General features: G+C 70.5%; 22 protein-coding genes. 15 read left to right on the forward strand and 7 right to left on the reverse strand.

Going from position 1 to position 23,786, the window contains the following annotated elements:
- Positions 1–115: 115 nt before the first annotated feature.
- Genes DFP88_RS12300 through DFP88_RS12315 form a run of 4 tightly spaced genes read right to left on the reverse strand, consistent with a single transcriptional unit; the run spans position 116 to position 3,445 of the window.
- Complete coding sequence (locus DFP88_RS12300) at positions 116–937, reverse strand: aldo/keto reductase (RefSeq protein WP_220032332.1); 822 nt, start codon at positions 935–937, stop codon at positions 116–118.
- On the reverse strand, positions 937–1,914 hold the full coding sequence (locus tag DFP88_RS12305; protein WP_110814978.1) for an aldo/keto reductase: 978 nt from the start codon (positions 1,912–1,914) through the stop codon (positions 937–939). The genes DFP88_RS12300 and DFP88_RS12305 overlap by 1 nt, the downstream gene beginning before the upstream one ends.
- Before the next feature lie 13 nt (positions 1,915–1,927).
- Positions 1,928–2,749 (reverse strand): TolB family protein, encoded by an 822-nt coding sequence (locus DFP88_RS12310; RefSeq protein ID WP_110814980.1) that lies wholly within the window; start codon positions 2,747–2,749, stop codon positions 1,928–1,930.
- A gap of 51 nt (positions 2,750–2,800) precedes the next feature.
- Positions 2,801–3,445 carry a sulfite oxidase-like oxidoreductase gene (locus tag DFP88_RS12315; protein WP_110814982.1) on the reverse strand — a complete coding sequence of 215 codons (645 nt, stop codon included), beginning with the start codon at positions 3,443–3,445 and terminating at the stop codon, positions 2,801–2,803.
- Between the two features lie 194 nt (positions 3,446–3,639).
- On the opposite strand from DFP88_RS12315, the gene DFP88_RS12320 reads away from it, so the two are divergent.
- The 7 genes from DFP88_RS12320 (at position 3,640) to DFP88_RS12350 (ending at position 11,455) form a co-directional block, all read left to right on the forward strand.
- Positions 3,640–4,494, forward strand: a complete 855-nt coding sequence (locus tag DFP88_RS12320) for an AraC family transcriptional regulator (RefSeq protein WP_146227498.1) — start codon at positions 3,640–3,642, stop codon at positions 4,492–4,494.
- Positions 4,495–4,624: 130 nt separating this feature from the next.
- Positions 4,625–6,733, forward strand: coding sequence for a TonB-dependent siderophore receptor (locus DFP88_RS12325; RefSeq protein ID WP_110814986.1), 2,109 nt, complete (start codon positions 4,625–4,627; stop codon positions 6,731–6,733).
- 128 nt (positions 6,734–6,861) lie between these two features.
- Complete coding sequence (locus DFP88_RS12330; protein ID WP_110814988.1) at positions 6,862–7,860, forward strand: ABC transporter substrate-binding protein; 999 nt, start codon at positions 6,862–6,864, stop codon at positions 7,858–7,860.
- A gap of 25 nt (positions 7,861–7,885) precedes the next feature.
- Positions 7,886–8,932 carry a FecCD family ABC transporter permease gene (locus DFP88_RS12335; protein ID WP_110814990.1) on the forward strand — a complete coding sequence of 349 codons (1,047 nt, stop codon included), beginning with the start codon at positions 7,886–7,888 and terminating at the stop codon, positions 8,930–8,932.
- A complete protein-coding gene (locus DFP88_RS12340) occupies positions 8,929–9,963 on the forward strand; it encodes a FecCD family ABC transporter permease (RefSeq protein WP_110814992.1) in 1,035 nt (344 codons plus the stop codon). The genes DFP88_RS12335 and DFP88_RS12340 overlap by 4 nt, the downstream gene beginning before the upstream one ends.
- Complete coding sequence (locus tag DFP88_RS12345) at positions 9,960–10,745, forward strand: ABC transporter ATP-binding protein (protein WP_110814994.1); 786 nt, start codon at positions 9,960–9,962, stop codon at positions 10,743–10,745. Before DFP88_RS12340 ends, DFP88_RS12345 begins: the two co-directional genes overlap by 4 nt.
- Complete coding sequence (locus tag DFP88_RS12350) at positions 10,742–11,455, forward strand: (2Fe-2S)-binding protein (protein WP_110814995.1); 714 nt, start codon at positions 10,742–10,744, stop codon at positions 11,453–11,455. The genes DFP88_RS12345 and DFP88_RS12350 overlap by 4 nt, the downstream gene beginning before the upstream one ends.
- Before the next feature lie 85 nt (positions 11,456–11,540).
- Here DFP88_RS12350 and mmsB read toward each other — a convergent pair whose 3' ends face one another.
- The 3 genes from mmsB to chvE all read right to left on the reverse strand — a co-directional run bounded on the left by mmsB (position 11,541) and on the right by chvE (position 15,469).
- The gene (gene mmsB / locus DFP88_RS12355; protein ID WP_245904821.1) at positions 11,541–12,710 is read right to left on the reverse strand and encodes a multiple monosaccharide ABC transporter permease; all 1,170 of its coding nucleotides are present in this window, start codon (positions 12,708–12,710) and stop codon (positions 11,541–11,543) included.
- Between the two features lie 88 nt (positions 12,711–12,798).
- Positions 12,799–14,349 carry a multiple monosaccharide ABC transporter ATP-binding protein gene (mmsA, locus tag DFP88_RS12360; RefSeq protein ID WP_110814996.1) on the reverse strand — a complete coding sequence of 517 codons (1,551 nt, stop codon included), beginning with the start codon at positions 14,347–14,349 and terminating at the stop codon, positions 12,799–12,801.
- 55 nt (positions 14,350–14,404) lie between these two features.
- Positions 14,405–15,469: a multiple monosaccharide ABC transporter substrate-binding protein gene (gene chvE / locus DFP88_RS12365; RefSeq protein WP_110814997.1), complete on the reverse strand. Its 1,065-nt coding sequence runs from the start codon at positions 15,467–15,469 to the stop codon at positions 14,405–14,407.
- A gap of 231 nt (positions 15,470–15,700) precedes the next feature.
- On the opposite strand from chvE, the gene DFP88_RS12370 reads away from it, so the two are divergent.
- The 8 genes from DFP88_RS12370 (at position 15,701) to glpX (ending at position 23,738) form a co-directional block, all read left to right on the forward strand.
- Positions 15,701–16,756, forward strand: coding sequence for a sugar phosphate isomerase/epimerase family protein (locus DFP88_RS12370; RefSeq protein WP_110814999.1), 1,056 nt, complete (start codon positions 15,701–15,703; stop codon positions 16,754–16,756).
- Entirely contained in the window at positions 16,756–17,886 is a 1,131-nt protein-coding gene (locus tag DFP88_RS12375) for a Gfo/Idh/MocA family protein (RefSeq protein WP_220032333.1), read from the forward strand. The genes DFP88_RS12370 and DFP88_RS12375 overlap by 1 nt, the downstream gene beginning before the upstream one ends.
- 191 nt (positions 17,887–18,077) lie before the next feature.
- Positions 18,078–19,715: a pilus assembly protein gene (locus DFP88_RS12380; RefSeq protein WP_110815003.1), complete on the forward strand. Its 1,638-nt coding sequence runs from the start codon at positions 18,078–18,080 to the stop codon at positions 19,713–19,715.
- A complete protein-coding gene (locus DFP88_RS12385; protein WP_110815005.1) occupies positions 19,712–20,239 on the forward strand; it encodes a TadE/TadG family type IV pilus assembly protein in 528 nt (175 codons plus the stop codon). The genes DFP88_RS12380 and DFP88_RS12385 overlap by 4 nt, the downstream gene beginning before the upstream one ends.
- Positions 20,239–20,844 carry a TadE/TadG family type IV pilus assembly protein gene (locus DFP88_RS12390; protein ID WP_110815007.1) on the forward strand — a complete coding sequence of 202 codons (606 nt, stop codon included), beginning with the start codon at positions 20,239–20,241 and terminating at the stop codon, positions 20,842–20,844. Before DFP88_RS12385 ends, DFP88_RS12390 begins: the two co-directional genes overlap by 1 nt.
- A gap of 50 nt (positions 20,845–20,894) precedes the next feature.
- Positions 20,895–21,230 carry a hypothetical protein gene (locus tag DFP88_RS12395; protein WP_110815009.1) on the forward strand — a complete coding sequence of 112 codons (336 nt, stop codon included), beginning with the start codon at positions 20,895–20,897 and terminating at the stop codon, positions 21,228–21,230.
- A 117-nt stretch (positions 21,231–21,347) separates the two neighbouring features.
- Positions 21,348–22,634: a homoserine dehydrogenase gene (locus tag DFP88_RS12400; RefSeq protein WP_110815011.1), complete on the forward strand. Its 1,287-nt coding sequence runs from the start codon at positions 21,348–21,350 to the stop codon at positions 22,632–22,634.
- 126 nt (positions 22,635–22,760) lie between these two features.
- Positions 22,761–23,738, forward strand: coding sequence for a class II fructose-bisphosphatase (gene glpX / locus DFP88_RS12405; RefSeq protein WP_110815241.1), 978 nt, complete (start codon positions 22,761–22,763; stop codon positions 23,736–23,738).
- Positions 23,739–23,786 lie beyond the last annotated feature (48 nt).

Raw genomic sequence — 23,786 nt, forward strand, 5'->3', positions numbered from 1 at the left:
ATGCGGGTCCGCTTATGGGCTCACACCTGCCTGCATGGCCCGCGCCTGCCGCAGGGGGACCGCCGCCCGGCGCCGAAGGGCGGACCGGGCGGCGGCGGGGGTCAGCCGCGGGGCGTCACTTGTCCCAGTCAGGGGCCCAGTCGCCGTCGACCTGGCGCTGCTCGGCGTCGATGCCGCGGATCCGCGCGACCTCGCCTTCCGTCAGCACGATGTCGCGCGCCGCGAGGTTCGTGGCGATACGCTCCGGCTTGCTGGAGGAGGGGATCACGACATGCCCCTCGGCCATCAGGAAGGCGAGGCTGACCTGCGCCTCATCGGCGCCATGGGCCCTGCCGATCTCCTTCAGCACCGGGTTGCCGAGGACCTTGCCGCGCGCGAGCGGGCAATAGGCGGTCATCGGAATGCCCTTGGCCCGGCAGTGATCGACGATGGGCCGGTTCTGCATCAGCGGATGGATCTCGCACTGATTGGTCGCGATGGGACGATCGCCCAGAAGCTCCAGCGCGCGGTCGAGATGCCGGATGGTGAAGTTCGACACGCCGATATGATGCGTCAGACCGGCGTCATAGACTGCGGCGAACTGGCCGACGTAATCCTCCATCGGGTATTCGTCGTGGATCGAGGGCCAGTGCAGCAGGAGCAGGTCGACCTTGTCGAGGCCCAGCTTGCGCAGCGAAGCCTCGGCATGGGGGCGGATCTGCCCGGGGCCGAAGCTTTCGGGCGCGACCTTCGTGGTCACGAAGATCTCGGCGCGCGGCACGCCGCTGTCCTTGATCGCCTGCCCCACCTCTTCCTCGTTGCCATAGCCCTCGGCGGTGTCGATGTGCCTGTAGCCGGCCTCGAGCGCGGCGAGGGTGCAGGCATAGGCCTCCTGCCCCTCGCGCTGCCATGTGCCGAAGCCGATCTGCGGGATCGGTCCGATCATGCGCTCTGCCATCAGGCGAAGCCCCGCGTCTTTTGCGGCACGTAGGGCGCCTCGAGCGCGGCGATCTCGTCCTCCGAGAGCGTCAGTTCGGCGGCCTTGAGGCCGGTCTCGACATGGCTCAGCTTCGAGACGCCGAGGATCGGCGAGGTCACGCCCTCCTTGTGCAGCACCCAGGCCATGGCGATCTCCGCCATCGAGACGCCGCGCGCCTGCGCGAGGTCCGAGACGGCCTTCACGATCTCCTGCACGCCGGGGGCAGCATCGTCATACATCGACTTGTTGTGGCGGTCGGTCGTCGAGCGATCCGTCTTCTCGCCCCAGGGGCGGGCCAGCATGCCGCCGCCCAGCGGCGACCAGGGCAGCACGCCGATGCCGTCTTCGCGGCACAGCGGCAGCATCTCGCGCTCTTCCTCGCGGTAGACGAGGCTGATCTCGTCCTGCATCGAGACGAACTGCGTCAGCCCGTTGTCCTTCGCCGCCTGCTGGTACTTCTGGAACTGCCAGGCATGCATCGAGGAGGCGCCGATGTAGCGCGCCTTGCCCGAGCGGACGACCTCGTCCAGCGCGTCCATCGTCTCTTCGTAGGGCGTGAAGGGATCGTGGCGGTGGATCTGGTAGAGGTCCACGTAATCCGTGCCGAGGCGGCGCAGAGAATTGTCGATTTCCGACAGGATCGCGGCCCGGCTGAGGCCCTGCCCGTTCGGCCCTGGACGCATCCGGCCGAAAACCTTGGTCGCCAGCACGATCTCCTCGCGCGGGGCCAGATCCCAGAGGCAGGCGCCGGTCACCTCTTCTGCCGTGCCCTTGGCATAGACATTGGCGGTGTCGAAGAAGTTGATGCCGCCGTCCCAGGCGGCGCGGAACATCGGGCGGGCATCGTCGAGGCCCAGCACCCAGGGGCGTTCGTCGTCCGGCGTGCCGAAGGACATGGTGCCCATGCAGAGGCGGCTGACTTCCAGCCCGGTCTTGCCCAGTCGTGTATAGTCCATGGTGTCTCTCCCTTTATGCGTAGCGGACGAAGGCGAAGCGCCGGCCGTCCGGGTGCCAGCACGGCACGTTGATCGTTCCCTGCCCGCCGTAGAGGCGGACAAGCTCGCGGCTCTCGCCGCTTTCGGGATCCAGCAGCTTCAGCGCGACATCCTTGCCCGGCGGATGGCCCGTCGTCCCCTCGGGGTAGGCGAGGTAAAGGACATGATCCTCGGTCGGCGAGGGATGCGGAAACCAGTTCACGCTGCTCTCGCGGGTCATCTGCTGCAGATCCGTCCCGTCGGGGCGCACCCGCCAAAGCTGGGCCGCGCCGGAGCGGTCGGAGTTGAACCAGATCCACGCCCCGTCGCGGGTGTAGTCCGGCCCGTCGTCATGGCCCTCCTCGCCGGTCAGCCGCGTCTCGCCGCTGCCGTCGACCGCGCTGACGTGGATCGAGAAGCTGCCCTCCCGCTTGGCGGTATAGGCGATCTGCGCGCCATCGGGCGACCAGCCGTGCCAGTAGGACGGCGTCTTCTCGGTCACGCGTACGGGCGTCCCCCCCTCGAGCGGGAGGGTATAGATGCAGCTCTCGCCATCGGTCTTGTGCGAGATCGCGAGCGTGCGCCCATCGGGCGAGAGGCCGTGGTCGTTGTTCAGCGCCGTGGCAAAGCCGGTGTCGATCGGCGAGAGCGCCGGCACCTCGGCATCCCATGTGACGCGGTAGAGCCGCCCGCCACCGTTCACGATCAGCGCCGCGCCGTCGCGGGTGAAATTCGGCGCCTCGATATGGTCCTCGGTCTCGAGCACCACTTGTCGCTCGCCGGTGGCAAGGGTGTAAATCTCAAGATAACTCGTCATGGTCGTCCCCCTTGGGGCAGCAGCTAAGGCGGCACTGGCATACGTCCAGCCCTAGCCGTAGCGCTGCTCGCGCCAGGGATCGCCGTACATGTGGTAGCCGTTCCGCTCCCAGAAGCCGGCGCGGTCGGTGCCGATCAGCTCGATCCGGGTCAGCCACTTGGCGCTTTTCCAGAAGTAGAGATGCGGGATCACGGCGCGCAGCGGGCCGCCATGGGCGCGGCTCAGCGGCTCGCCGTTCCAATGCGTCGCCAGCATCGCCCCCTCCGACGCGAAATCGTCCAGCGGGAGGTTGGTGGTATAGCCGTCCGCGCCGTGCAGCAGGACGTGGCTGGCGATCTGCATCGGCCGCGCCCGCTCCAGCAGGTCACGCACCCGCACCCCGCGCCAGTCGTTGTCGTAGCGCGACCAGCTGGTCACGCAGTGGATGTCGCTGCGCGCGCGGGCCTGCGGCAGCGCCTGGATCGCCTCCCAATCGAGCGAGAGGGGCGCCTCGGCAAAGCCGTTGACGTCGAGGCGGAAGCTCTTCAGCGGCAGCGCGGGGTGAGTGCCGAGGTCGAGCACCGGCCAGTCGGTCACGAGGTGCTGGCCCGGCGGCAGGCGCTGGTCCTCGGGGCGGGCCTCCCCGGCCCCGGTCAGGAAGCGCCCCTGCGCGGTCCAGGCGCGTTTCGTGCGCGTCAGCTTCGTCTCGTCGCTCATGCCGCACCTCCGCCGCTTGCCGGCCCTCAGGATGGCGCGCAGGGGCCGCAGGGCAAGGCCCATAGGCGGCGCCGCGCTTGACAGCCCTGCGGGCGCGGGCAAGGAACCCTCAGCCAGAGCGTTCGCCACCCGCGCGCCAGCCCCCTGCCCCGATGATCCGCCGCACGAGGCCGCCGATGGCGTTCCGCCCGAACATGACCGCTTTCACGACCGGCATCCGCCCGGTCGCCGCGCTGCAATGGCGCGCCTGGGGCGGCACCGTCGCCGATCTGTGGCAGGCCGAGGGACAGCTTGGCGGCGGCGGCAGCTACCTCTCGCCCGACCCGCGGCTGGTGATCTTCCTCGGCGCCGGGCCGGCGCCGCTGGCACTGGGGCCCGAGGCGGACCCTTCGATGCCGCGCCGGATCGCCTTCGTGCCCGCCGGCATGGCGCTGGAGGGGCGAGTGGCGCGGGACGGCGGCTTCGCCCATCTCGACCTGCACCTCGAGGCGCCGGTGATCGCCGCGCGTCTGGCCGCGCGGATCGGCGCCGCTTCGGCAGAGGCGGCCCTGGCCAGGCCCGTTCTCCTCGAGGCGCATCCCGGCGCCGAGGCACTGGCCGCGCTGATCGCCGCCGAGGTGGCGCAGCCGGCGCATGACCCGCTGGTGGCGGAATCGCTGACGCTGGCGCTGCTGGGGATGGTGCTGCCGCTGTCGCCGCCCCCGCCGGGGCGCAGCGGCGGGTTGACCCCGGCGCAGGAGGCGCGGGTCACGGCCTTGATGCAGGCCCGCTTGGGCGAGCGGCTGCGCGTGGCCGATCTCGCGCGCGAGGCCGGCCTCTCGCCCAGCTGGTTCGCCCATGCCTTCCGCGCCAGCTTCGGCACCAGCCCGGCGCGCCACCTCAGCGCCCTGCGGATCGAGGAGGCGAAGCGGCTTTTGGCCGGCGGCACCGACCGGCTGGACCAGATCGCCGCCGCCACCGGCCATGCCGACCAGGCGCATATGACGCGCGCTTTCCGCAAGGACACCGGGATCACGCCCGCCGCCTGGCGGCGGATGCACGCGGGCTGAGCGGCGCTTTTCCCGGCGGATCGGTCAAGACACGACAGGATCGTTCAAGACCCGCCGGTCTATTCCGACCAAAACGCTCAGGTCAGACCGGGGCTATTTTCCCCGGCCCCACCCTGCCGAAAGACCCGCCATGCCGCTTCGCTCCCGCCGTTCCCGCCGTATCGCCGCCCTTCTGGGCCATAGCGCCCTGACCACCAGCCTCGCCGCGGGTCTGGCACTGCAGGCCGCGGCCCAGGACACGGGCGAGGTGGTCACGCTCGATCCGATCGTCTTCACCGTTCTCGGTGCCGATCCAGTCGATGGCGACGCCAACCCCTTCACCCTGACCGGCGTGAAGACGGCCACCTCGATCACCGAGGTGCCGCAATCGGTCAGCGTCGTCGGCGCCGACGAGATCGAGCGTCGAAACGCGGCGAAGATCGACGAGGCGCTGGACTTCACCGCCGGTACGCAGGGCGGCTTCTACGGCTACGACAGCGACACGAACTGGGTCTATCTGCGCGGCTTCGACGCGACTCAGACCGGCGTCTTTCAGGACGGGCTGCAGCTTTACGGCAATGCCTTCGGCGCCTTCTATATCGACCCGGTGCTGGTCGAGCGGATCGAGGTTCTACGCGGGCCGGCCTCGATGCTCTACGGTGCCTCGAACCCCGGCGGCGTGCTGAATTACGTCAGCAAGCGCGCCGGGGACGCGGACAGCGCCACGCTGGGCTTCGGCGCCGATACCCATGGGCGGGTCTGGGCGACGGCCGATGCGACCCGCGTGCTGGATGCCGATACCGCCCTGCGCGTCACCGGCAAGCTGCAGCGCGTCGACGGGCACGGCATGTTCGAGGACGGCCTCGAAGGGGTCGTCGCCGGGGCCTTCACCCGCCGCTTCGACAGCGGCGCGGATCTGACGGTGATCGCCAGCTACACCGCGATGGACGAGGATCACGTCGGCGGCTACTGGCTGCCCTACGACGGCACCGTCAGCGAGGCCCCCTTTGGCCGCATCGACCGGGACTTCAACACCGGCGAGCCGGGCGAGGACAGCTATCGCCGCGACCAGCTCCTGCTCACGGGGATCTGGCGCCAGCAGATCGGCGGATGGCAGGTCACCGACACCGTCCGTCTGGGATGGGCCGAGATCGAGGAAGACCAGATCCTCGGCCTCGGCTACGCCGACGTCGAAACCGGCACCCTGAGCCGCCTCGGCTTCGACCACGACAGCGCGGTGCGCAGCTTCGGCAACGACCTGACCGCAGAGCGGACCGTCGTCTCCGGCGGGGCCGAGCACCAGGTGCTCGTCGGGGTCAACGCGCTGCACTACGCGCTGGACGAGACGCAGTATAATTCCGGCGCGACGCCGATCTCGGTCACCGACCCGGTCTACGGCGCCCCGCAACCCGGCCGGGGCGCGCCGACCACCGATGATGAGAAGCGCCTGACCCAGCTGGGCGTCTACGCGCAGGACCAGCTCCGCTGGGGCAACGGCTGGATCGCCACCGTCAACGCCCGCTACGACCACGTCGCCACCGAGATCGACAATGCTCTGGGCGCCGACACCGACCGCAGCGACGAGGCCTTCAGCGGCCGGATCGCCCTGGCGCGCGAGATCGGGGCCTTCACGCCCTATGCCGTGGCCGGGACCTTCTTCAATCCGCCGCTGACCGACAATGCCCCGGAAGAAGGGCGGCAGTACGAGCTGGGCGTGAAGTGGTCGCTGGATACGCGCACGCTGGTGACGCTGGCCGCCTTCGACATCGAACGCACGGATGTCGACCGCAGCCGCGTCGGCCCCGACGGCCCGACCAAGGCGGTCGCCGACATTCGCTCTCGCGGGGTCGAGCTTGAGGCGACGGCGGAGCTGACACCCGGCCTGACGCTGCAGGGCCAGGTGACAAAGATGGACCTCGAGCTGCTGAGCGGCGCGAACGAGGGCAACGTGCCGTTCGGCCGCGCCGAGACCCTTGCGGGCCTGTCGCTGTCCTGGACGCCCGAGCAGATGCCGGGGCTGACGCTGACCGGCGGGCTGCGGCATACCGGCCGGTCGTTCTACGACGACACCAACAGCGCTGAGGTGCCGGAGATCACGCTCTACGATGCCGGGGTATCTTACGACTTTGCCGGCGGCTGGAGCGCCGATCTGTCGGTCACGAACCTCACGGACGAGAGCTTTGTCGCCAGCTGTGACGGCTTCTGGTGCTACTACGGCGAAGAACGCGCCGCGAGCCTCTCGCTGCGCCGCAGCTTCTGAGCCTGCCCCTGCGCCTGCCCCACCGGGGGCGGGCGCTTGACCGTCCCGACCAAAAGCGTCAGGTATCGCCTGCACACCATGGCGGCCGCCGCGCGCGGCGCGCCGCTTCGATCCGCCGGAGAGACCTCATGCGCCTGCACGCCCCCCTGATCCTCGCCGCGCTGGCCGACCCCGCCGCCGCGCAGGAGTTCCCGCAGGAGTTCCAGCACCGCTTCGGCGAGACCACCGTGCCCGAGGCGCCCGAGCGCGTCGTCTCCCTCTCCTACGCCGGGGCGGACAGCCTCTGGGCACTGGATGTCGCGCCGGTCGCGGTGCGCTACTGGTACGGCGATTATCCGATGACCGCCTGGCCCTGGGCCGAGGAGGCCGCAGCCGCCCTCTACGGAGAGGAGGGCCCCGAGATCCTGCGCGGCGACATCAACATCGAGCAGATCGCCGCGCTGGAGCCGGACCTGATCCTGGGCACCTGGTCCGGCATGACCGAGGCCGAATACGGCCTGCTCAGCCAGATCGCCCCGACCATCCCGCCCGCCGCCGATCAGTCCGACTACGGCACCCCCTGGGACGACCGCGCGCTGATCGCCGGCCGCGCCACCGGCCACCTCGAAGAAGCCGAGGCGCAGGTCACGGCGATCCGCGACCGCATCGCGGCGGTGGCCGAGGATCATCCGGACTGGCAGGGCCTCTCGGCTGTCGTCGGCACCTACTGGAACGGAACGCCCGGCGCCTACGGCCCCGGCGACATCCGCCCGCAGATCCTCTCGGGCCTCGGCTTCGTCACCCCGCAGGCGATCGAGGATGCGATCCCGGCCGGTTCCTTCTACGCCAGCCTCTCGAACGAGGATCTCTCGCCGCTGGACGCCGACGTGCTGATCTGGCTCGCCGACAGCGACGACGCCGGCCCGCTGCGCGAGATGCCGCTGCGGCGCATGCTGACCGCCCATGTCGAGGGGCGCGAGATCTACGCCGACACGCTGCTCTCGGGCGCCTTCAGCCATGCCTCGCTGCTGAGCCTGCCCTACGCGCTGGACCGCCTCGTCCCGCTGATCGAGGCGGCGGCGGACGGCGATCCGGCGACGCCGGTCAGCAGCTCTGCCGAGGCCGGGCTGGCGCCGGAGGCGCAATGACCCCGGCCCGCTCAGCGGCGCTGTGATGGCCGGCGCGGCGCGCATAGGCTGGCGGCGCGGCACGACCCGCACCCCCGCCGGGGCGCGGCTGGGCTGGCTGGCCCTGCTGGCGCTGGCCCTTCTGGCGGCGGCCCTCGCGGCGCTTGCCGTCGGCGCGCGCCCCGTCCCGCCCGGCGAGGTGCTGCAGGCCCTGCTGGCGCCCGATCCGGGCAATCCCGATCACACCGTGGTGCGGGCCTTGCGCCTGCCGCGGATGCTGACCGGCCTTGCCGTCGGCGCCGCCCTCGCCGTGGCCGGGGTGCTGATGCAGGCCGTGACGCGCAACCCGCTGGCCGATCCGGGGCTGCTCGGCGTCAATGCCGGCGCCTCCTTCGCCGTGGTGCTGGCGATCTGGCTCTTCGGGATCACCGATCCCGCCCGCCTCGCATGGATCGCCTTTCCGGGCGCGGGCGCCGTGGCGGCGCTGGTCTATGCCCTTGGATCGGCGGGCCGCGGGGCGGCAACACCGCTGCGGCTGGCGCTGGCGGGCGCGGCGCTGACCGCGCTTCTGCTGTCGCTGATCACCGCCGTGCTGCTGACCAACCAGCAAAGCCTCGACACCTACCGCTACTGGGTCGTCGGCAGCCTCGCCGGCCCGCAGGGCCTTGCCCTCGCGCCGCTGCTGCCCGCCTTCGGTCTGGGGGCTGTGCTGGCGCTCTGGGCCGCCTCGGCGCTGAACGCCGCCGCGCTTGGGGACGAGGCCGCGGTGGCGCTGGGCGTGCGGCTGGGCTGGATGCGCGCCGGCACGCTGGGCGCCGTGACGCTTCTGTGCGGCGCGGCGGTGGCGGCGGCAGGGCCGATCGGCTTCGTCGGGCTGGTGGTGCCGCATCTGGTGCGCGCCGCGATGGGGCCGGACACCCGCGCCTGCGTGCTGGCCGCGGCGCTGGCCGGCCCGGCGCTACTGCTGGCGGCGGATGTTCTGGGCCGGGTGATCCTGCCGCCGGGCGAGGTGCAGGTCGGCATCATGACGGCGCTGATCGGCGCGCCGATCTTCATCCTGATCGTCCGCCGTATGCGGGTGCTGGCGCCATGAGCGCCGCGCCGGGTCATCTGGTCCTGCGCCGCGGCGGGGTCTCGCTGCGCCTGCCCCGGCGCGAGGCGTTGGCCTGCCTCGGCCTGACGCTGACCCTCACCGTGCTGGCGCTCGCCTCCCTCGCCCTCGGGGATTACCCGCTAAGCCCGGGCGAGGTCTGGGCCGCGCTCTGGGGCGGCGAGGGGCACTTCGTCGTGCAGCAGTTGCGCGCGCCGCGCATCCTGACGGGCGTCTTCGCGGGGGCCTGCTTCGGCCTTTCGGGCGCGCTGATCCAGAGCCTCGCGCGCAACCCGCTGGCCAGCCCCGACGTGATCGGCTTCACTCAGGGGGCCGGCCTTGGCGCGGTTGTCGCCATCGTGCTCTACGGCGCCTCCGGGCCGTCGCTGCTGCTGGCCTCCTTGACCGGCGGCCTGCTGGCGGCGCTGCTGGTCGGGCTGCTGGCCTGGCAGAACGGCCTGCGCATCTGGCGGCTGGTGCTGATCGGCCTCGGCCTCGGCTTCGCCCTGCATGCGGGGGTAGAGTTCCTGATGACCCGCGGCGACCTGATGTCCGCCGCCGCCGCCACGCAATGGCTGACCGGGTCGCTGAATGCGCGCGGCTGGGGCCATGTCGGCACCGCCGCGCTCGGCCTCGCGCTGCTCGGTCCCGCCGCCCTGGCCTGCGGGCCGGGCCTCGCGCGCCTCGCGCTGGGAGAGGAGGCCGCGGCAAGCCTCGGCACCCGCTGCGGCGCGCTGCGGCTGGCGGGCGTGCTGCTGTCGGTCCTGCTCTCGGGCGTGGGGGTGGCCGTGGCCGGGCCGGTCGCCTTCGTCGCCTTCGTCGCCGGGCCGCTGGGGCGCCGGATCGCCGATACCGCGGGGCCCGGGCTGCTGCCAGCGGCCCTGACCGGCGCCTGCCTGCTGGTGGCCGCCGATCTCGCCGGGCGCCTGCTGATGGCGCCGATCCAGCTGCCGGCAGGCATCTTCACCGCCGTCTTCGGCGCGCCCTACCTGCTGTGGCTGCTGGCGACGCAGATCCGGAAGGGGGCGCTATGACATCCCGCCTCGAAGCCCGGGCGCTGAGCCTTGCCTACCAGGGCCGCACCATCGTGCAGGAGCTTTCGCTGGCGATCCCGGACGGGCAGGTCACCGCGATCATCGGCCCCAATGCCTGCGGCAAGTCCACGCTGCTGCGCGCCCTCGCCCGCATTCTCAAGCCCGCCGGCGGCGCCGTCCTGCTGGACGGCCGCGCCATCGCCGAGCAGCCGACACGCAGCGTCGCCCGCAGCCTCGGCCTGCTGCCGCAGACGCCGCTGGCGCCCGAGGGGATCGCCGTCGCCGACCTCGTCGCGCGCGGAAGGGCGCCGCACCAGGGCATGCTGCGGCAATGGTCGCGTGCCGACGAGGCGGCGGTGAGTGAGGCGCTCGAGGCCACGGGGGCCGCGCCGCTGGCGGGCAAGCGCATCGAGGAGCTCTCGGGCGGCCAGCGCCAGCGTGTCTGGATCGCCATGGCGCTGGCGCAGGAGACTGATCTTCTGCTGCTGGACGAGCCGACGACCTACCTCGACCTGCGCCACCAGATCGAGGTGCTGGCCCTGATCCGCCGCCTCAACCGCGAGAAGGGCCGCACCATCGTCATGGTGCTGCACGACATCGGCCTCGCCGGGCGCTACGCCGACCATCTCGTGGCGATGGCCGAGGGGCGCGTGCTGGCCGAGGGCCCGCCCGAGGCGGTCGTCACGCCCGAGATCCTGCGCCGGGCCTTCGGCCTCGAGGCGCGGGTGATCCCCGACCCCGAGACGGGCACGCCGCTCGTCGTGCCGCGGGCCACGCCATGACGAGCCTGCCGCAGGAGCAGCTCGCCGGCCTCCCGCTCGCACAGCCGGGCGCCGCCGACCTCACCGACCCCGCTGCCCTGCGCCGCGCGCTGAAGGTCACAGAGGCCGGCGCGCCTGGCCTCGACGCGCGCGGACAGGCCTGCTTCCTGCTGGGCCGCAGCGTCTTCTGGGGCGCGCTCGCGCTGATGCGGCTGCATCTGGCGCAGGGCATCGCCCCGGCGGGCGCGCTGCGCTTTGCCGCCGGGACCGAGGCGCATGCAGCGACGCTGGAGCTGCCCGCCGCCTTCGTCACCGTCGCCCATGGCGCGCGCCTCTCGGCAATCCGCGACGCGCTCCTCGCGCCGGCGCAGGGGCTGATCGCGGCGCTGGCGCAGGAGACGCGGCTGGGCGAGGCCGGCGCCTGGCGCAACGTCTCGGACAACATCGCCAGCGGCGCGCTCTGGGCCGGGCGCGCGCTGAAGCGAGAGGAAGAAGCGATGGAGGAGGCGCTCGCCATGCTGGCGGAGCCGCCCCTCGCCCATCGCACGCGCCCCACCGGCTTCGTCACCGTGCCCTGCCCCGGCGCCGCGCCGCGCGCCTTCCTGCGGCGCGCCGGCTGCTGCCGCTTCTACACCGCCGATGCCGGCAAGGTCTGCGCGACCTGCGTGCTGCGTGCGCCCGAAGAGCAGATCGCCGTCCTGCAGGCCGAGGTCGAGGCCGAGACCGCCTGAGGCCGCCTCTTCATGTTTCCGAAAAATACTCTCGGGGGGTGAACTGGCGCGCAGCGCCAGGAGGGGGGCGAAAGCCCCCCTTCCCTCACTTGTTCTTGTTGTAGACGTCGAAGATCACGGCGGCGAGCAGCACCAACCCCTTGATCATCTGCTGGTAGTCGATGCCGATTCCGAGGATCGACATGCCGTTGTTCATCACCCCCATGATGAAGGCCCCGACCACGGCTCCGATGATCTTGCCGACCCCGCCCGACATCGAGGCGCCGCCGATGAAGACCGCGGCGATCACGTCAAGCTCGAAGCTGACGCCGGCCTTGGGCGTCGCGGTGTTCAGCCGCGCGGCGAAGATCAGCCCGGCGAGGGCCGCCAGCATCCCCATGTTGACGAAGGTCAGGAAGGTCAGCCGCTCGGCCTTCACCCCCGAGAGCTTGGCCGCCTTGAGGTTGCCGCCCACCGCGTAGATGCGCCGCCCCGTCACCGTCTGCTCGGTGACGAAGGCATAGATCAGCGCCAGCACACCCATTGTGATCAACACGTTCGGCAGACCGCGGAAGGCCGCCAGCTTCCAGGCGACGAAGATGATCGCGCCCGAAACAAGGATCGTGCGGCCCCAGAACAGCACGGTCGGTTCCTCGTCCATGCCGTAGGCGCGGGCGGCGGCGCGGCGGCGCATGCCCAGCACGATCAGCGCCCCGGCCATGGCCGCCCCGGCGACGATGCAGAGGCCGTTCAGCCGCTCGACCCCGAAGATGTCCTTCACGAAGGGCAGCAGGTCCGGCACGAAACCGGTGGAGAGGATCTGGAAGTCGCGCGGGAAGGGCCCGACCGACTGCCCCTCGAGCAGCCAGAGCGCGGCGCCGCGGAAGACCAGCATCCCCGCCAGCGTCACGATGAAGGACGGGATCCGCCAGTAGGCGACCCAGTAGCCCTGCGCCGCGCCGATCAGCGTGCCCACGACAAGGCAGGCGGGGATCGTCAGGATCACCGGCCAGCCCCAGTTCACGATCATCACCGCCGCCAGCGCGCCGACGAAACCGACGACGGAGCCGACGGAGAGGTCGATGTGCCCGGCCACGATGACCAGCAGCATGCCCAGCGCCATGATGATGATGTAGCTGTTCTGCAGGAACAGGTTGGTGATGTTCACCGCCCGCAGCAGCGTGCCGTCTGTCACCACCTGGAAGAACAGCATGATCGCGATCAGCGCGATCAGCATCCCGTAATCGCGCAGGTGACCGCCGAGCACGGCCTTCATCCGGCTCTGGCGGGGGCCGGTCTCGGCGACAGGGCCCGGCATCTCTTCGTCCAGCGTGCTCATGCGCGCGTCTCCTTGTGGCGCGGGCTCATGCCGCGTCGGTCTTTCCGTGACGCAGGATCTGCGCCATGATGCGTTCCTGGCTGGCCTCGGCGCGCGGCAGCTCGGCCACGATGCGCCCCTCGTTCATCACGTAGATGCGGTCGCACAGGCCCAGCAGCTCGGGCATTTCCGAGCTGATCATCACGACCCCCCGCCCCTCCTGGGCGAGCTGGTCCATGATCGCGTAGATCTCGTATTTCGCGCCGACGTCGATGCCGCGCGTCGGCTCGTCGAGGATCAGCACCTGCGGATCCGAGAACAGCCATTTCGACAGCACGACCTTCTGCTGGTTGCCCCCCGAAAGGTTCACGACCTTCTGGTAGACGCCCGGCGTGCGGATGTTCATCGCCTCGCGGTAGCGTTCGGCCACGGCGCGCTCTTCGCCGTGGTTCAGCACGCCGCCCCGCGCGATGCCCTGCAGATGCGCGAGGCTGATGTTGCGCAGGATCGGCTCGTCGAGGATCAGCCCGAGATCCTTGCGGTCCTCGGTGACATAGGCGAGGCCGGCGTCGATCGCCCGCGGCACGGTCGATGTATCGACCTCCGCCCCGGCAATCTCGATCCGGCCCGTCGCGGCGCCGCCCCAGCTGCGGCCGAAAAGGCTCATCGCCAGCTCGGTGCGCCCGGCGCCCATCAGCCCCGCGATGCCGACGATCTCGCCGCGGCGGACGTTGAAGCTGCACCCGTCCAGCAGCTTGCGGCCGGGCTGGTCGGGATGTTCGACCGACCAGTCAGAGACTCGCATCAGCATCTCGCCGATCTTCGGGCTGCGCTCGGGGTAGCGGTGCGCCATGTCGCGCCCGACCATCATCTGGATGATCCGGTCCTCGCTCACCGCCTCAGTGCGGGCGTCCATGGTGCCGACGGTCTGCCCGTCGCGCAGCACGGTGATGCGGTCGGCGACGCGGGAAATCTCGTTCAGCTTGTGGCTGATCAGGATCGAGGTGATCCCCTGCCCCTTCAGCTCGAGCAGCAGGTCCAGCAGCTTCTGGCTGTCAGTCTCCTGCAGGGCGGCGGTCGGCTCGTCGAGGATCAGCAGCCGCACGTCCTTGGCCAGCGCCTTGGCGATCTCGACCAGCTGCTGCTTGCCGACGCCCAGCGTGCCGACGGCGCGGGTGGGCGCATCGCTCAGCCCGACCTTGGCCAGCAGCTCCTCGGTGCGGCGGTTGGAGCGGTTCCAGTCGATCACCCCGCGCAGGAGACCGCCCTTGGCCTGCTCGTTGCCGAGGAACAGGTTCTCGGCGATCGACAGAAGCGGCACCAGCGCCAGCTCCTGGTGGATGATGACGACGCCAGCCTTCTCGCTGTCGGTGATGTCGCGGAACTGCGCCTCCTGCCCGTCGAGCAGGATCTCCCCATCGTACTGGCCATGGGCATAGACGCCGGACAGCACCTTCATCAGCGTCGATTTTCCGGCGCCGTTCTCGCCGACGAGGGCGTGGATCTCGCCCGTCTCGACCGAGAGGGTCACGTCGTCCAGCGCCTTCACGCCGGGAAATGTCTTGGTGATGCCGCGCATCTCAAGAATCGGAGCCATCGGCACCCTTTCGCAAAAGGCTCCGCCCCCTCGCGCCCGAGGGGGCGGAAGGATCTCAGTTCAGCTCGTCTTCGCTGTAGTAGCCCGAGCCGACGAGGATCTCCTCGTAGTTCGACATGTCCACGGCCACCGGCTCCAGCAGGTAGGAGGGGACGACCTTGACGCCGTTGTCGTAGGTCTCGGTGTCGTTGATCTCGGGCTCGCCGCCCTCGAGCAGCGCCTCGACCATGCTGACCGCGACCGAGGCCAGCTCGCGCGTGTCCTTGAAGACGGTCGAGTACTGCTCGCCGGCGATCATCGACTTCACGCTCGGAAGCTCGGCGTCCTGGCCGGTGACGATGGGCATTTCCATGTCGCCAGAGCCGTAGCCGATGCCCTTGAGCGAGGAGAGGATGCCGATCGACAGCCCGTCATAGGGCGAGAGCACGCCGTGGATCGGCTGGCTGCCGTAGTTCGCGCTCAGCAGGTTATCCATCCGCGACTGCGCGACGGCGCCGTCCCAGCGCAGGGTGCCGACCACGTCCATGCCCATCTGGCCCGAGGGGATCGCGATGCTGCCGTCGTCGATCATCGGCTGCAGCACGCTCATCGCGCCGTCGTAGAAGAAGTAGGCGTTGTTGTCGTCGGGGCTGCCGCCGAAAAGCTCGACGTTCCAGGGCTCGACGTCCGGGAACCGCTCCTCGAGGCCCTGCACGAGGCTGCCCGCCTGCTGCACGCCGACCTGAAAGTTGTCGAAGGTGGCGTAATAATCGACGTTCTCGCTTTCGCGGATCAGCCGGTCGTAGGCGACGACGGGGATGTCCAGCGCGGCGGCATTCTCCAGCGCGTTCGACAGGGTCGTGCCGTCGATGGCGGCGATCACCAGCGCATCGACGCCTTGGGTGATCATGTTCTCGATCTGCGCCAGCTGGTTGGGAATGTCGTCCTCGCCGTACTGCAGGACGGTGTCGTAGCCCGCCTCCTCGAACTGCTGCACCATCGAGTTGCCGTCCGAGATCCAGCGCGCCGAGGATTGCGTGGGCATCGAAATGCCGACGAGGCCCTTGTCCTGCGCCATGGCCGGCGCGGCGAGGCCGGCAGTCAGGGCAATCGCGGCGACTGCCCGAGTCAAAATGGTCATAGATACCTCCCGTGGCCTTCGCCACTGGCGAAGGTGTTCCGCCCCTGCTCCTCCGGGACGCGGCGCCATGGTCGCGTCTAGGTGGAATGCAATCAACTACAATGTTGTGCACAATATATACCGGATTTGGCATGACACGCAGCGCGGCTTGCCCGTTGACCTCGCGCCGCGGCCCAATACTCTGCGCCCCGGAGGGTCGGCTCGCGCGCCGACCGATGGGAGGAGTGAGCGATGAAGACGATCAAGGGGCCGGGGCTTTTCCTGGCGCAATTCGCGGGCGACGAAGCGCCCTTCGACAGCTGGGAGGGGATCACCCGCTGGGCCGCCGACTGCGGCTACAAGGGCGTGCAGGTGCCCAGCGGCGCCGCGCAGCTGATGGACCTGGAGCAGGCCGCCGCCAGCAAGGACTGGTGCGACGACTGGAAGGGCCGCGCCGCCGAGGCCGGGATCGAGGTGACGGAGCTTTCGACCCATATCCAGGGCCAGCTCGTCGCCGTGCACCCGGCCTATGACCTGGCCTTCGACGGCTTCGCCGACGGCAAGGTCCGGGGCAATCCCGCCGCCCGGACCGAATGGGCCATCGACCAGGTGAAGAAGTCGCTCACGGCCTCGAAGAACCTCGGGCTGGACCGCATGGCCTCCTTCTCGGGCGCGCTGGCCTGGCCCTATGTCTATCCCTGGCCGCAGCGCCCCGCCGGTCTGATCGAGGCCGCCTTCGACGAGCTGGCGAAGCGCTGGCGTCCGATCCTGGATCACGCCGAGGACTGCGGCGTCGACATCTGCTACGAGATCCATCCCGGCGAGGATCTGCACGACGGCATCAGCTTCGAGATGTTCCTCGAGCGGGTGGGCAATCACCCCCGCGCCAACATGCTCTACGATCCCTCGCACTATGTGCTGCAGGGGCTTGATTACCTTGACAATATCGACATCTACAAGGACCGCATCCGGATGTTCCACGTCAAGGACGCGGAGCTGAATCCGACCGGGCGGCAGGGCGTCTACGGCGGCTACCAAAGCTGGGTCGACCGCGCGGGCCGCTTCCGCTCGCTGGGCGACGGGCAGGTCGATTTCGGCGCGATCTTCTCGAAGATGGCGGCGAACGATTTCGACGGCTGGGCCGTGGTCGAATGGGAATGCGCGCTCAAGCACCCCGAGGACGGCGCACGCGAGGGCGCGCAGTTCGTCAAGGATCACATCATCCGCGTCACGCCCCATGCCTTCGACGACTTCGCGGCCGGCGGCTCCGACGACGCGGCCAACGCCAAGATGCTGGGGATTTCCTGATGGCTGACACACCCATTCGCCTTGGCATGGTCGGCGGCGGCTCCGGCGCCTTCATCGGGGCGGTGCACCGCATCGCCGCGCGCATCGACGGGCACTATGACCTGCAGGCCGGCGCGCTGTCCTCCACCCCCGAGCGGGCCATGGCCAGCGCCGAGGAGCTGGGCCTCGCCCGCGCCTACGGCAGCTACCAGGACATGGCCGAGGCCGAGGCCGCGCGCGAGGACGGGATCGAGGCGGTCAGCATCGTCACCCCCAACCACGCCCATGCCGATGCCGCCATCGCCTTCCTCGAACGCGGCATCCACGTGATCTGCGACAAGCCGCTGACCGCGACGATGCAGGATGCCGAACGGCTCGCCGCCGCGGCAGAAGCCTCGGACGCGCTCTTCGTGCTGACGCACAACTACACGGGCTACCCGATGATCCGGCAGGCGCGCGAGATGATCGCGCGGGGCGATCTGGGCCATCTGCGGCTGGTGCAGGTCGAATACGTGCAGGACTGGATGACCGGCGAGGCCGAGGGCAAGCAGGCCGAATGGCGTGTCGATCCCGAACGCTCGGGCGCCGGCGGCAGCACCGGCGATATCGGCACCCATGCCTTCAACCTTGCCAGCTTCGTCTCGGGGCTGACGCTGCAAAGCCTGGCCGCAGACCTCGATGCCTTCGTGCCGGGGCGGGTGCTGGACGACAACGCCCATGTGATGATGCGCTTCGAGGGCGGCGCAAAGGGCATGCTCTGGTGCAGCCAGGTCGCGCCGGGCAACGAGAACGGCCTGCGGCTGCGCATCTACGGCGACAAGGGCGGGATCGAATGGGCGCAGGAGGATCCCAACTACCTGTGGTTCACGCCGCACGGTGAGCCCAAGCGCCTGCTGACCCGCAACGGCGCCGGCGCGACACCGGGCAACACCGCCTTCAGCCGCACCCCCGGCGGCCATCCCGAGGGGTACCTCGAGGGCTTCGCCAATATCTACACCGAGGCGGCGCAGGCGATCCTGGCCCGCCGCCGCGGCGAGGCAGTGCCAGAGGGGCTGCTTTACCCCGGCATCGCTGACGGTCTGGCCGGCATGCGCTTCATCGATGCCTGCGTGCGCTCCTCGCGCAGCGACGCGGCCTGGACCGCGCTGTAGCGTCCTGCCGCGGGCGGCGACCCCGCCCGCGGCCCCCCCTCCCCCCACGACGGCCCGCGGGGCGATATTCAACAGCTTGCCAAGGCTTTGCCCTAATTGCGCCATTGCGCCGGGGCAGAAACGATCACGCAGATGGTGGCCCTTTGTAGAGGTTAGCGTGCCCTGCCGATCGCGAGTGGGGGTGACGAGGGATGAGACTGGCCAGACGGCCCGCCAAGGCGACGAGGCCGCAGGGGCTGCTCCCTGCGCTGCGCCGCCTTGCGCAGGACCAGTCGGGCTCCATGGTCATCTTTGCCCTGTTCCTGCTGGTCTGCATGCTGATGCTCGTCGGCTTCGGCATCGATATCGTGAATTTCGAGGCCAAGCGGGTGCGCCTGCAGTCGGTGCTGGACCGCGCGGTGCTCGCCGCCGCGGACCTCGACCAGCGGCAGGATCCCGAGGCCGTGGTCCGCGACTGGTTCGCCAAGGCCGGCGTCGAGGGCAGCCTGCAAAGCGTCGAGGTCTCCAGCAGCCTGAACGAGCGCACGGTGACGGCGACCGCGTCGCTCAGCATGAATACCCTCTTCATGGACATGCTGGGCATCGGGACCCTGACGGTCCCCGCCTCCGGCACCGCGCGAGAGATGGTGAGCGACGTCGAGATCAGCCTTGTGCTGGACATCTCGGGCTCGATGGGCCGCGACGGCAAGCTGCCGCGCCTGCGCCGCGCGGCGCAGGAGTTCACGCAGACGGTCTTCGCCGGGGTGCGACAGGACCGGCTCTCGGTCTCGGTCGTGCCCTATGCCAGCAACGTCAACCTCGGCCCCGATCTCGCCGCCGCCCTCGGGGCGCGGAGCGACGTCACCTCGAGCTTCTGCCTGCATATCCCGACCGGTGCCTATGGCAGCACCAGGCTGCCGGGCGGCGGATCGCCCGTGCACGACGCCTTCTTCGACTACCGCGGAATCGGCTACGGAATCGAGCCGAACAACCGTCTCAATGACATCCTGCGCGGCCGCGCCTCGATCGAGCGGCAGTGCCCGACCGACGCCCGCAGCGAAGTCCTGCCCTTCTCGAGCGACGAGAGGGCGGTGGACTGGCATATACAATACCTGCAGGCAGGCCCCGCCCACAGGCCCGAGAACCAGACCTCGATCGAGATGGGCGCCCGCTGGGGCGTGGCCCTGCTGGACCCTTCGGCGCGGGGCGCGGCAGAGGCGCTGATCGCCCGCAACCGGGTCTCGCGCAGCATGCGGGGCCGCCCGCTGGACTACGATGCCTCCAACACCCTGAAGGTCATGGTCCTGATGACCGACGGCGAGAACACGACCAGCTACGCGCTGGCGGACAGCCTGCTCTACGACAACTCCGACGTCTATCTTTCGGGGCGCCAGGTCCTGGCGGAGGACCAGGAATACCGCGACACCGATGGCGACGGCGCCTGGCACGAACGGTTCTTCGACCCGGCGGCGCGCCACTGGACACATGACGGCGGTGCAGGCCGGCTGACATGGGCCGGGGTCTTCGACAGGATGACGCAGGCCGATCAGGCCTATTACCTGCGTTACCTGCAGTACGAGCGGCCCGAGTACTACTATCCCTGGGCCCTCGGGATCACCCCCGTGACGCCCGCCACCAAGAACGCGCGGCTGGCGCAGGTCTGCGATGCCGCGAAGGCGCAGGGCATCCTGATCTTCGCCGTCGGCTTCGAGGTCAGCGACGAGGCCGCCGGCATCATGCGCGACTGCGCCTCCTCGGATTCGCACTTCTACCGGGTCGAAGGAGTCCAGATCGAGAGCGCCTTCTCCACCATCGCCAGCACCATCAACGCCCTGAGGCTGGTGGAATGAGGGGGGCGCGCAGCCGGCGCCTCGCCGGGGAAAGCGGCAGCGCCTCGGTCGAATTCGTGCTGATGTTTCCCGTCATGTTCGCCCTTTTCATGATGAGCTTCGAGCTGGGGCTGCTGACGATCCGGCAGGTGCTGCTGGACCGCGCGCTCGACCTGACGGTGCGCGAGGTGCGGCTTGGCCAGATCAATCCCGTCACGCGCGACGCGCTGACGGTTCGGCTTTGCGCCCATGCCCCCGCGATCCCGGATTGTCGGGCGCAGGTCCGGCTCGAGATGCGCAGCGTCGATCCCTTCGCCTGGGCCGGCATCCCGCGCGAGCCCGACTGCGTCGACCGTGAGGACAGGGCGCGACCGGCCAGCGCCTTCACCGCCGGACGCGAGAACCAGCTGATGGTGCTGCGCGCCTGCGTGCTCTTCGATCCCTACTTCCCGACCAGCCTGCTCGGCTCGGCCCTGCCCGACGTCTCGGATGGGGCCTATGGGCTGGTCTCGACCTCTTCCTTCGTGATCGAGCCGCTGCGGTGATGCGGGGCCGGTGCATTCATGCCGCGGCCCGCGCGCTGAAACGCGGCCTGCGCGGGCTGCTGCGCCGTCAGGACGGCAGCATCGCGGTCGAGACGGTGCTGATGGCGCCGCTGCTGTTCTGGTGCCTGCTGGGCGGTCACGTCTACTTCGAGGTCTTCCGCGTGAAGACGCTGAACACCAAGACCGCCTACATGATCGGCGATTACGTCAGCCGCGAAAGCCGGGAACTGAACGACGGCTTCCTCGACAGCACCTATGCGCTGCAGGGCTTCCTGATGGGCGACGAGAGGCCGCGGCGCCTGCGCGTGACCTCATACGAGGCGGCGGCGAACGGCTACCGGGTCCTGTGGTCGCAGACCCGCGGCGCCGGCATCGCGCCCCTCACGAACGCCGGGCTGCGCCGGACCGAGGATGCGCTGCCGCTGATGGCCGAGGCCGAGCGGGCGATCCTGGTCGAGACCTGGGTCGAATACGAGCCTGCCTTCGGCGTCGGCCTCGGGACACAGCTGTTCCGGGAATTCGTCGTCACGCGCCCGCGCTTCAACGGCGGGCAGATCTGCTTCAACACCTCGCGGGACCTGCGCATCGAGACCCGCCAGTGCTAGGCGGCCCGGCGGCGATTGCCGGGCCGGCGGCACGCGGGTAAGGCTGCGGCATGAGCCGCCCTGCTTCAGTCCCTGTTCTGCGCCTGCGCGTCGCCGCCTGCCTGCTGCCGCTGCTGGCCGGCTGCGCCAGCTTCCCCGCCCTCGACGCGCGGATCCCGGCGGCAGAACGCGCCGCCCCCTATCCCGACCTCGTGGATATCGCACCGCTGATCGCCCGCAGCGAGGCCGCGGCGCAGGAGGCCGCCGATCCTGCCGCCTCGGCCCTACCGGGCCGGGCCGAGGCGCTGCGGGCCCGGGCCGGGGCGCTGCGCGCGCGCCCGGTCCTGAGCGCGCCCGAGGCCGCGCGGCTGAGCGGCGGGGTGGCGCTGCCGCCTGCGCTACGCTAACAGGCTGCGGGCGCCGCGCCCTGGCGCGACCGCCCCCATCCCAGCCGGCCCGCGGGGTCCGGCGCACCCTTAGCACCCGCCGCGCCAGCCCGCGCCGCAACAGATCGAGGCCCGCCCATGACCTCTCCCCTCCGCCTCGGCATCGCCGGCCTCGGCACCGTCGGCGCCGGCGTCCTGCGCATCCTGCAGGAGCACCCCGAGATGCTGGCGGCCCGCGCCGGGCGCGAGATCACCGTGACCGCCGTCTCGGCCCGGTCGCGCGGAAAGGACCGCGGCGTGGCGCTGGACGGCTATGCCTGGGAAGACGATGCCGTGGCGCTGGCCCGGCGCGACGACGTCGATGTGCTGGTCGAGCTGATCGGCGGCGACGAGGGCCCGGCGAAAGACGCCGTCGAGGCGGCGCTGGCGGCGGGCAAGGACGTTGTCACGGCGAACAAGGCGCTGCTCGCGATCCACGGGCAGGCGCTGGCCGAGACCGCCGAGGCGGCGGGCCGCGTGATCCGCTTCGAGGCGGCGGTCGCGGGCGGCATCCCGGTCGTGAAGGCGCTGACCGAGGGGCTGGCGGGCAACGAGATCGCCCGCGTCATGGGCGTGATGAACGGCACCTGCAACTATATCCTGACGCGGATGGAAGAGGCCGGGCTGACCTACGACGAGGCCTTCGCCGAGGCCGACGGGCTGGGCTTTCTCGAGGCCGATCCCACGCTCGACGTCGGCGGGATCGATGCCGGGCACAAGCTGGCGCTGCTCTCGGCGATCGCCTTCGGCACGAAGGTCGATTTCGAGGGGGTCGAGCTCGAGGGGATCGGCGCCGTGACCATCGAGGACATCCGTCAGGCCGCCGACATGGGCTACCGGATCAAGCTGCTGGGCGTGGCGCAGCTGACGGGCCGCGGCCTCGAGCAGCGGATGTCGCCTTGCCTCGTGCCGGCGACCTCGCCGCTGGGCCAGCTTCAGGGCGGCACCAACATGGTCGTGCTCGAAGGGGATGCCGTGGGGCAGATCGTGCTGCGCGGCGCCGGCGCGGGGGCTGGGCCCACCGCAAGCGCCGTGATGGCCGACGTGCTCGATCTGGCCCGCGGGCTGCGGCTGCCGGTCTTCGGCCAGCCCGCCGCCGGGCTGGTGGCGGCCCGCGCGGCCCGCGCCGCGATCCCGGCGCCCTACTACCTGCGCCTCGCGCTGACCGACAAACCGGGCGCGCTGGCGCGGGTGGCCGGCGTGCTGGGCGAGGCCGGCATCTCGATCCACCGGATGCGGCAGTACGAGCATGGCGGCGGCACCGCGCCGGTGCTGATCGTGACGCATCGCACCACCCGCGGCGCGCTGGAGGAGGCCTTTGCCGCCCTGCCCGGCACCCGCGTGGTTCAGGGCGAGCCGGTCGCCATCCGGATCGAAGAGGTCTGAGCCGGGGGAGGCCGGCGGCGGCGCGCGGGCGTTCCGATTGCGCAAACAGCGGGCGCGGCGCTTGTCATGCCGCCGCCCCCGCTCTACCCCAAGGGCAGCGCGATGCAGCCAGCCGGAGCGATGATCATGGCCTATAGTCCCGAATTCCACGACCGCATGCTGTCCCTGGGCCTTGCCCGCGTCAGCGAGGCGGCGGCGATCGCCTGCGCCGACCTCGTCGGGCGCGGCGACGAGAAGGCCGCCGACCAGGCCGCCGTCAACGCCATGCGCGACCAGCTGAACAAGCTGGACATCGACGGCACCGTGGTGATCGGCGAGGGCGAGCGCGACGAGGCGCCGATGCTCTATATCGGCGAGAAGGTCGGCTCGGGCCGCGGCCCGGCGGTGGACATCGCGCTCGACCCGCTGGAGGGCACGACGCTGACCGCCAAGGACATGCCCAATGCGCTGACGGTGATCTCCATGGGGCCCGAGGGCTCGATGCTGCATGCGCCGGACGTCTACATGGACAAGCTGGCCATCGGGCCGGGCTTCGACACCGGCGTGGTGACGCTGGAGATGTCGCCGACCGAGCGGGTTCGGGCGCTGGCGCGGGCGAAGGGCTGCGATGCCGCCGATATCACCGTCTGCGTCCTCGAGCGGCCGCGCCACGAGGAGATGATCGCCGAGATCCGCGCAACTGGCGCCGCGATCCGGCTGATCACCGATGGCGACGTGGCCGGCATCATGCATGTCGCCGATCCCGCGCGGACAGGGGTCGACATGTACATGGGCTCTGGCGGGGCGCCCGAGGGCGTGCTCGCGGCCTCGGCGCTCAAGTGCCTGGGCGGGCAGATGCTGGGCAAGCTGCTGTTTCGCAACGACGACGAGATCGCGCGGGCGCGCAAGTCCGGCGTGACGGACCTCGACCGGGTCTATACCCGCGACGAGCTGGTCAGCGGCGACGTGATCTTCGCAGCCACCGGCGTGACCGACGGCAGCCTTGTCGAGGGGATCAGGCGCGAGGTCGGCTACATCACGGTCGAGACGATCCTGATGCGGTCCAAGACCGGCTCCGTCCGGCGGATGATCTATCGCAACCCGGTCAAGCGCCGCCAGGGCTGAGGCGGCGCCGCGGGGGGCCAGCCCCCCGCACCCCCCGGAGTACTTGTC

It is taken from the genome of Pseudoroseicyclus aestuarii, assembly GCF_003217255.1.
GTDB classification, from domain to species: Bacteria; Pseudomonadota; Alphaproteobacteria; order Rhodobacterales; family Rhodobacteraceae; genus Pseudoroseicyclus; species Pseudoroseicyclus aestuarii.

What these genes read in the sequence shown, in the direction of transcription:
- DFP88_RS12315 (WP_110814982.1), bottom strand. Translation starts at nt 3,445, where the DNA reads ATGAGCGACGAGACGAAGCTGACGCGCACGAAACGCGCCTGGACCGCG.
- DFP88_RS12320 (WP_146227498.1), top strand. Translation starts at nt 3,640, where the DNA reads ATGACCGCTTTCACGACCGGCATCCGCCCGGTCGCCGCGCTGCAATGG.
- glpX (WP_110815241.1), top strand. Translation starts at nt 22,761, where the DNA reads ATGGCCTATAGTCCCGAATTCCACGACCGCATGCTGTCCCTGGGCCTT.
- DFP88_RS12395 (WP_110815009.1), top strand. Translation starts at nt 20,895, where the DNA reads ATGAGCCGCCCTGCTTCAGTCCCTGTTCTGCGCCTGCGCGTCGCCGCC.
- DFP88_RS12310 (WP_110814980.1), bottom strand. Translation starts at nt 2,749, where the DNA reads ATGACGAGTTATCTTGAGATTTACACCCTTGCCACCGGCGAGCGACAA.
- DFP88_RS12380 (WP_110815003.1), top strand. Translation starts at nt 18,078, where the DNA reads ATGAGACTGGCCAGACGGCCCGCCAAGGCGACGAGGCCGCAGGGGCTG.
- DFP88_RS12300 (WP_220032332.1), bottom strand. Translation starts at nt 937, where the DNA reads ATGGCAGAGCGCATGATCGGACCGATCCCGCAGATCGGCTTCGGCACA.
- mmsA (WP_110814996.1), bottom strand. Translation starts at nt 14,349, where the DNA reads ATGGCTCCGATTCTTGAGATGCGCGGCATCACCAAGACATTTCCCGGC.
- DFP88_RS12305 (WP_110814978.1), bottom strand. Translation starts at nt 1,914, where the DNA reads ATGGACTATACACGACTGGGCAAGACCGGGCTGGAAGTCAGCCGCCTC.
- DFP88_RS12390 (WP_110815007.1), top strand. Translation starts at nt 20,239, where the DNA reads ATGCGGGGCCGGTGCATTCATGCCGCGGCCCGCGCGCTGAAACGCGGC.
- DFP88_RS12370 (WP_110814999.1), top strand. Translation starts at nt 15,701, where the DNA reads ATGAAGACGATCAAGGGGCCGGGGCTTTTCCTGGCGCAATTCGCGGGC.
- DFP88_RS12325 (WP_110814986.1), top strand. Translation starts at nt 4,625, where the DNA reads ATGCCGCTTCGCTCCCGCCGTTCCCGCCGTATCGCCGCCCTTCTGGGC.
- DFP88_RS12345 (WP_110814994.1), top strand. Translation starts at nt 9,960, where the DNA reads ATGACATCCCGCCTCGAAGCCCGGGCGCTGAGCCTTGCCTACCAGGGC.
- DFP88_RS12375 (WP_220032333.1), top strand. Translation starts at nt 16,756, where the DNA reads ATGGCTGACACACCCATTCGCCTTGGCATGGTCGGCGGCGGCTCCGGC.
- mmsB (WP_245904821.1), bottom strand. Translation starts at nt 12,710, where the DNA reads ATGAAGGCCGTGCTCGGCGGTCACCTGCGCGATTACGGGATGCTGATC.
- DFP88_RS12330 (WP_110814988.1), top strand. Translation starts at nt 6,862, where the DNA reads ATGCGCCTGCACGCCCCCCTGATCCTCGCCGCGCTGGCCGACCCCGCC.
- DFP88_RS12350 (WP_110814995.1), top strand. Translation starts at nt 10,742, where the DNA reads ATGACGAGCCTGCCGCAGGAGCAGCTCGCCGGCCTCCCGCTCGCACAG.
- DFP88_RS12335 (WP_110814990.1), top strand. Translation starts at nt 7,886, where the DNA reads ATGGCCGGCGCGGCGCGCATAGGCTGGCGGCGCGGCACGACCCGCACC.
- DFP88_RS12340 (WP_110814992.1), top strand. Translation starts at nt 8,929, where the DNA reads ATGAGCGCCGCGCCGGGTCATCTGGTCCTGCGCCGCGGCGGGGTCTCG.
- DFP88_RS12400 (WP_110815011.1), top strand. Translation starts at nt 21,348, where the DNA reads ATGACCTCTCCCCTCCGCCTCGGCATCGCCGGCCTCGGCACCGTCGGC.
- chvE (WP_110814997.1), bottom strand. Translation starts at nt 15,469, where the DNA reads ATGACCATTTTGACTCGGGCAGTCGCCGCGATTGCCCTGACTGCCGGC.
- DFP88_RS12385 (WP_110815005.1), top strand. Translation starts at nt 19,712, where the DNA reads ATGAGGGGGGCGCGCAGCCGGCGCCTCGCCGGGGAAAGCGGCAGCGCC.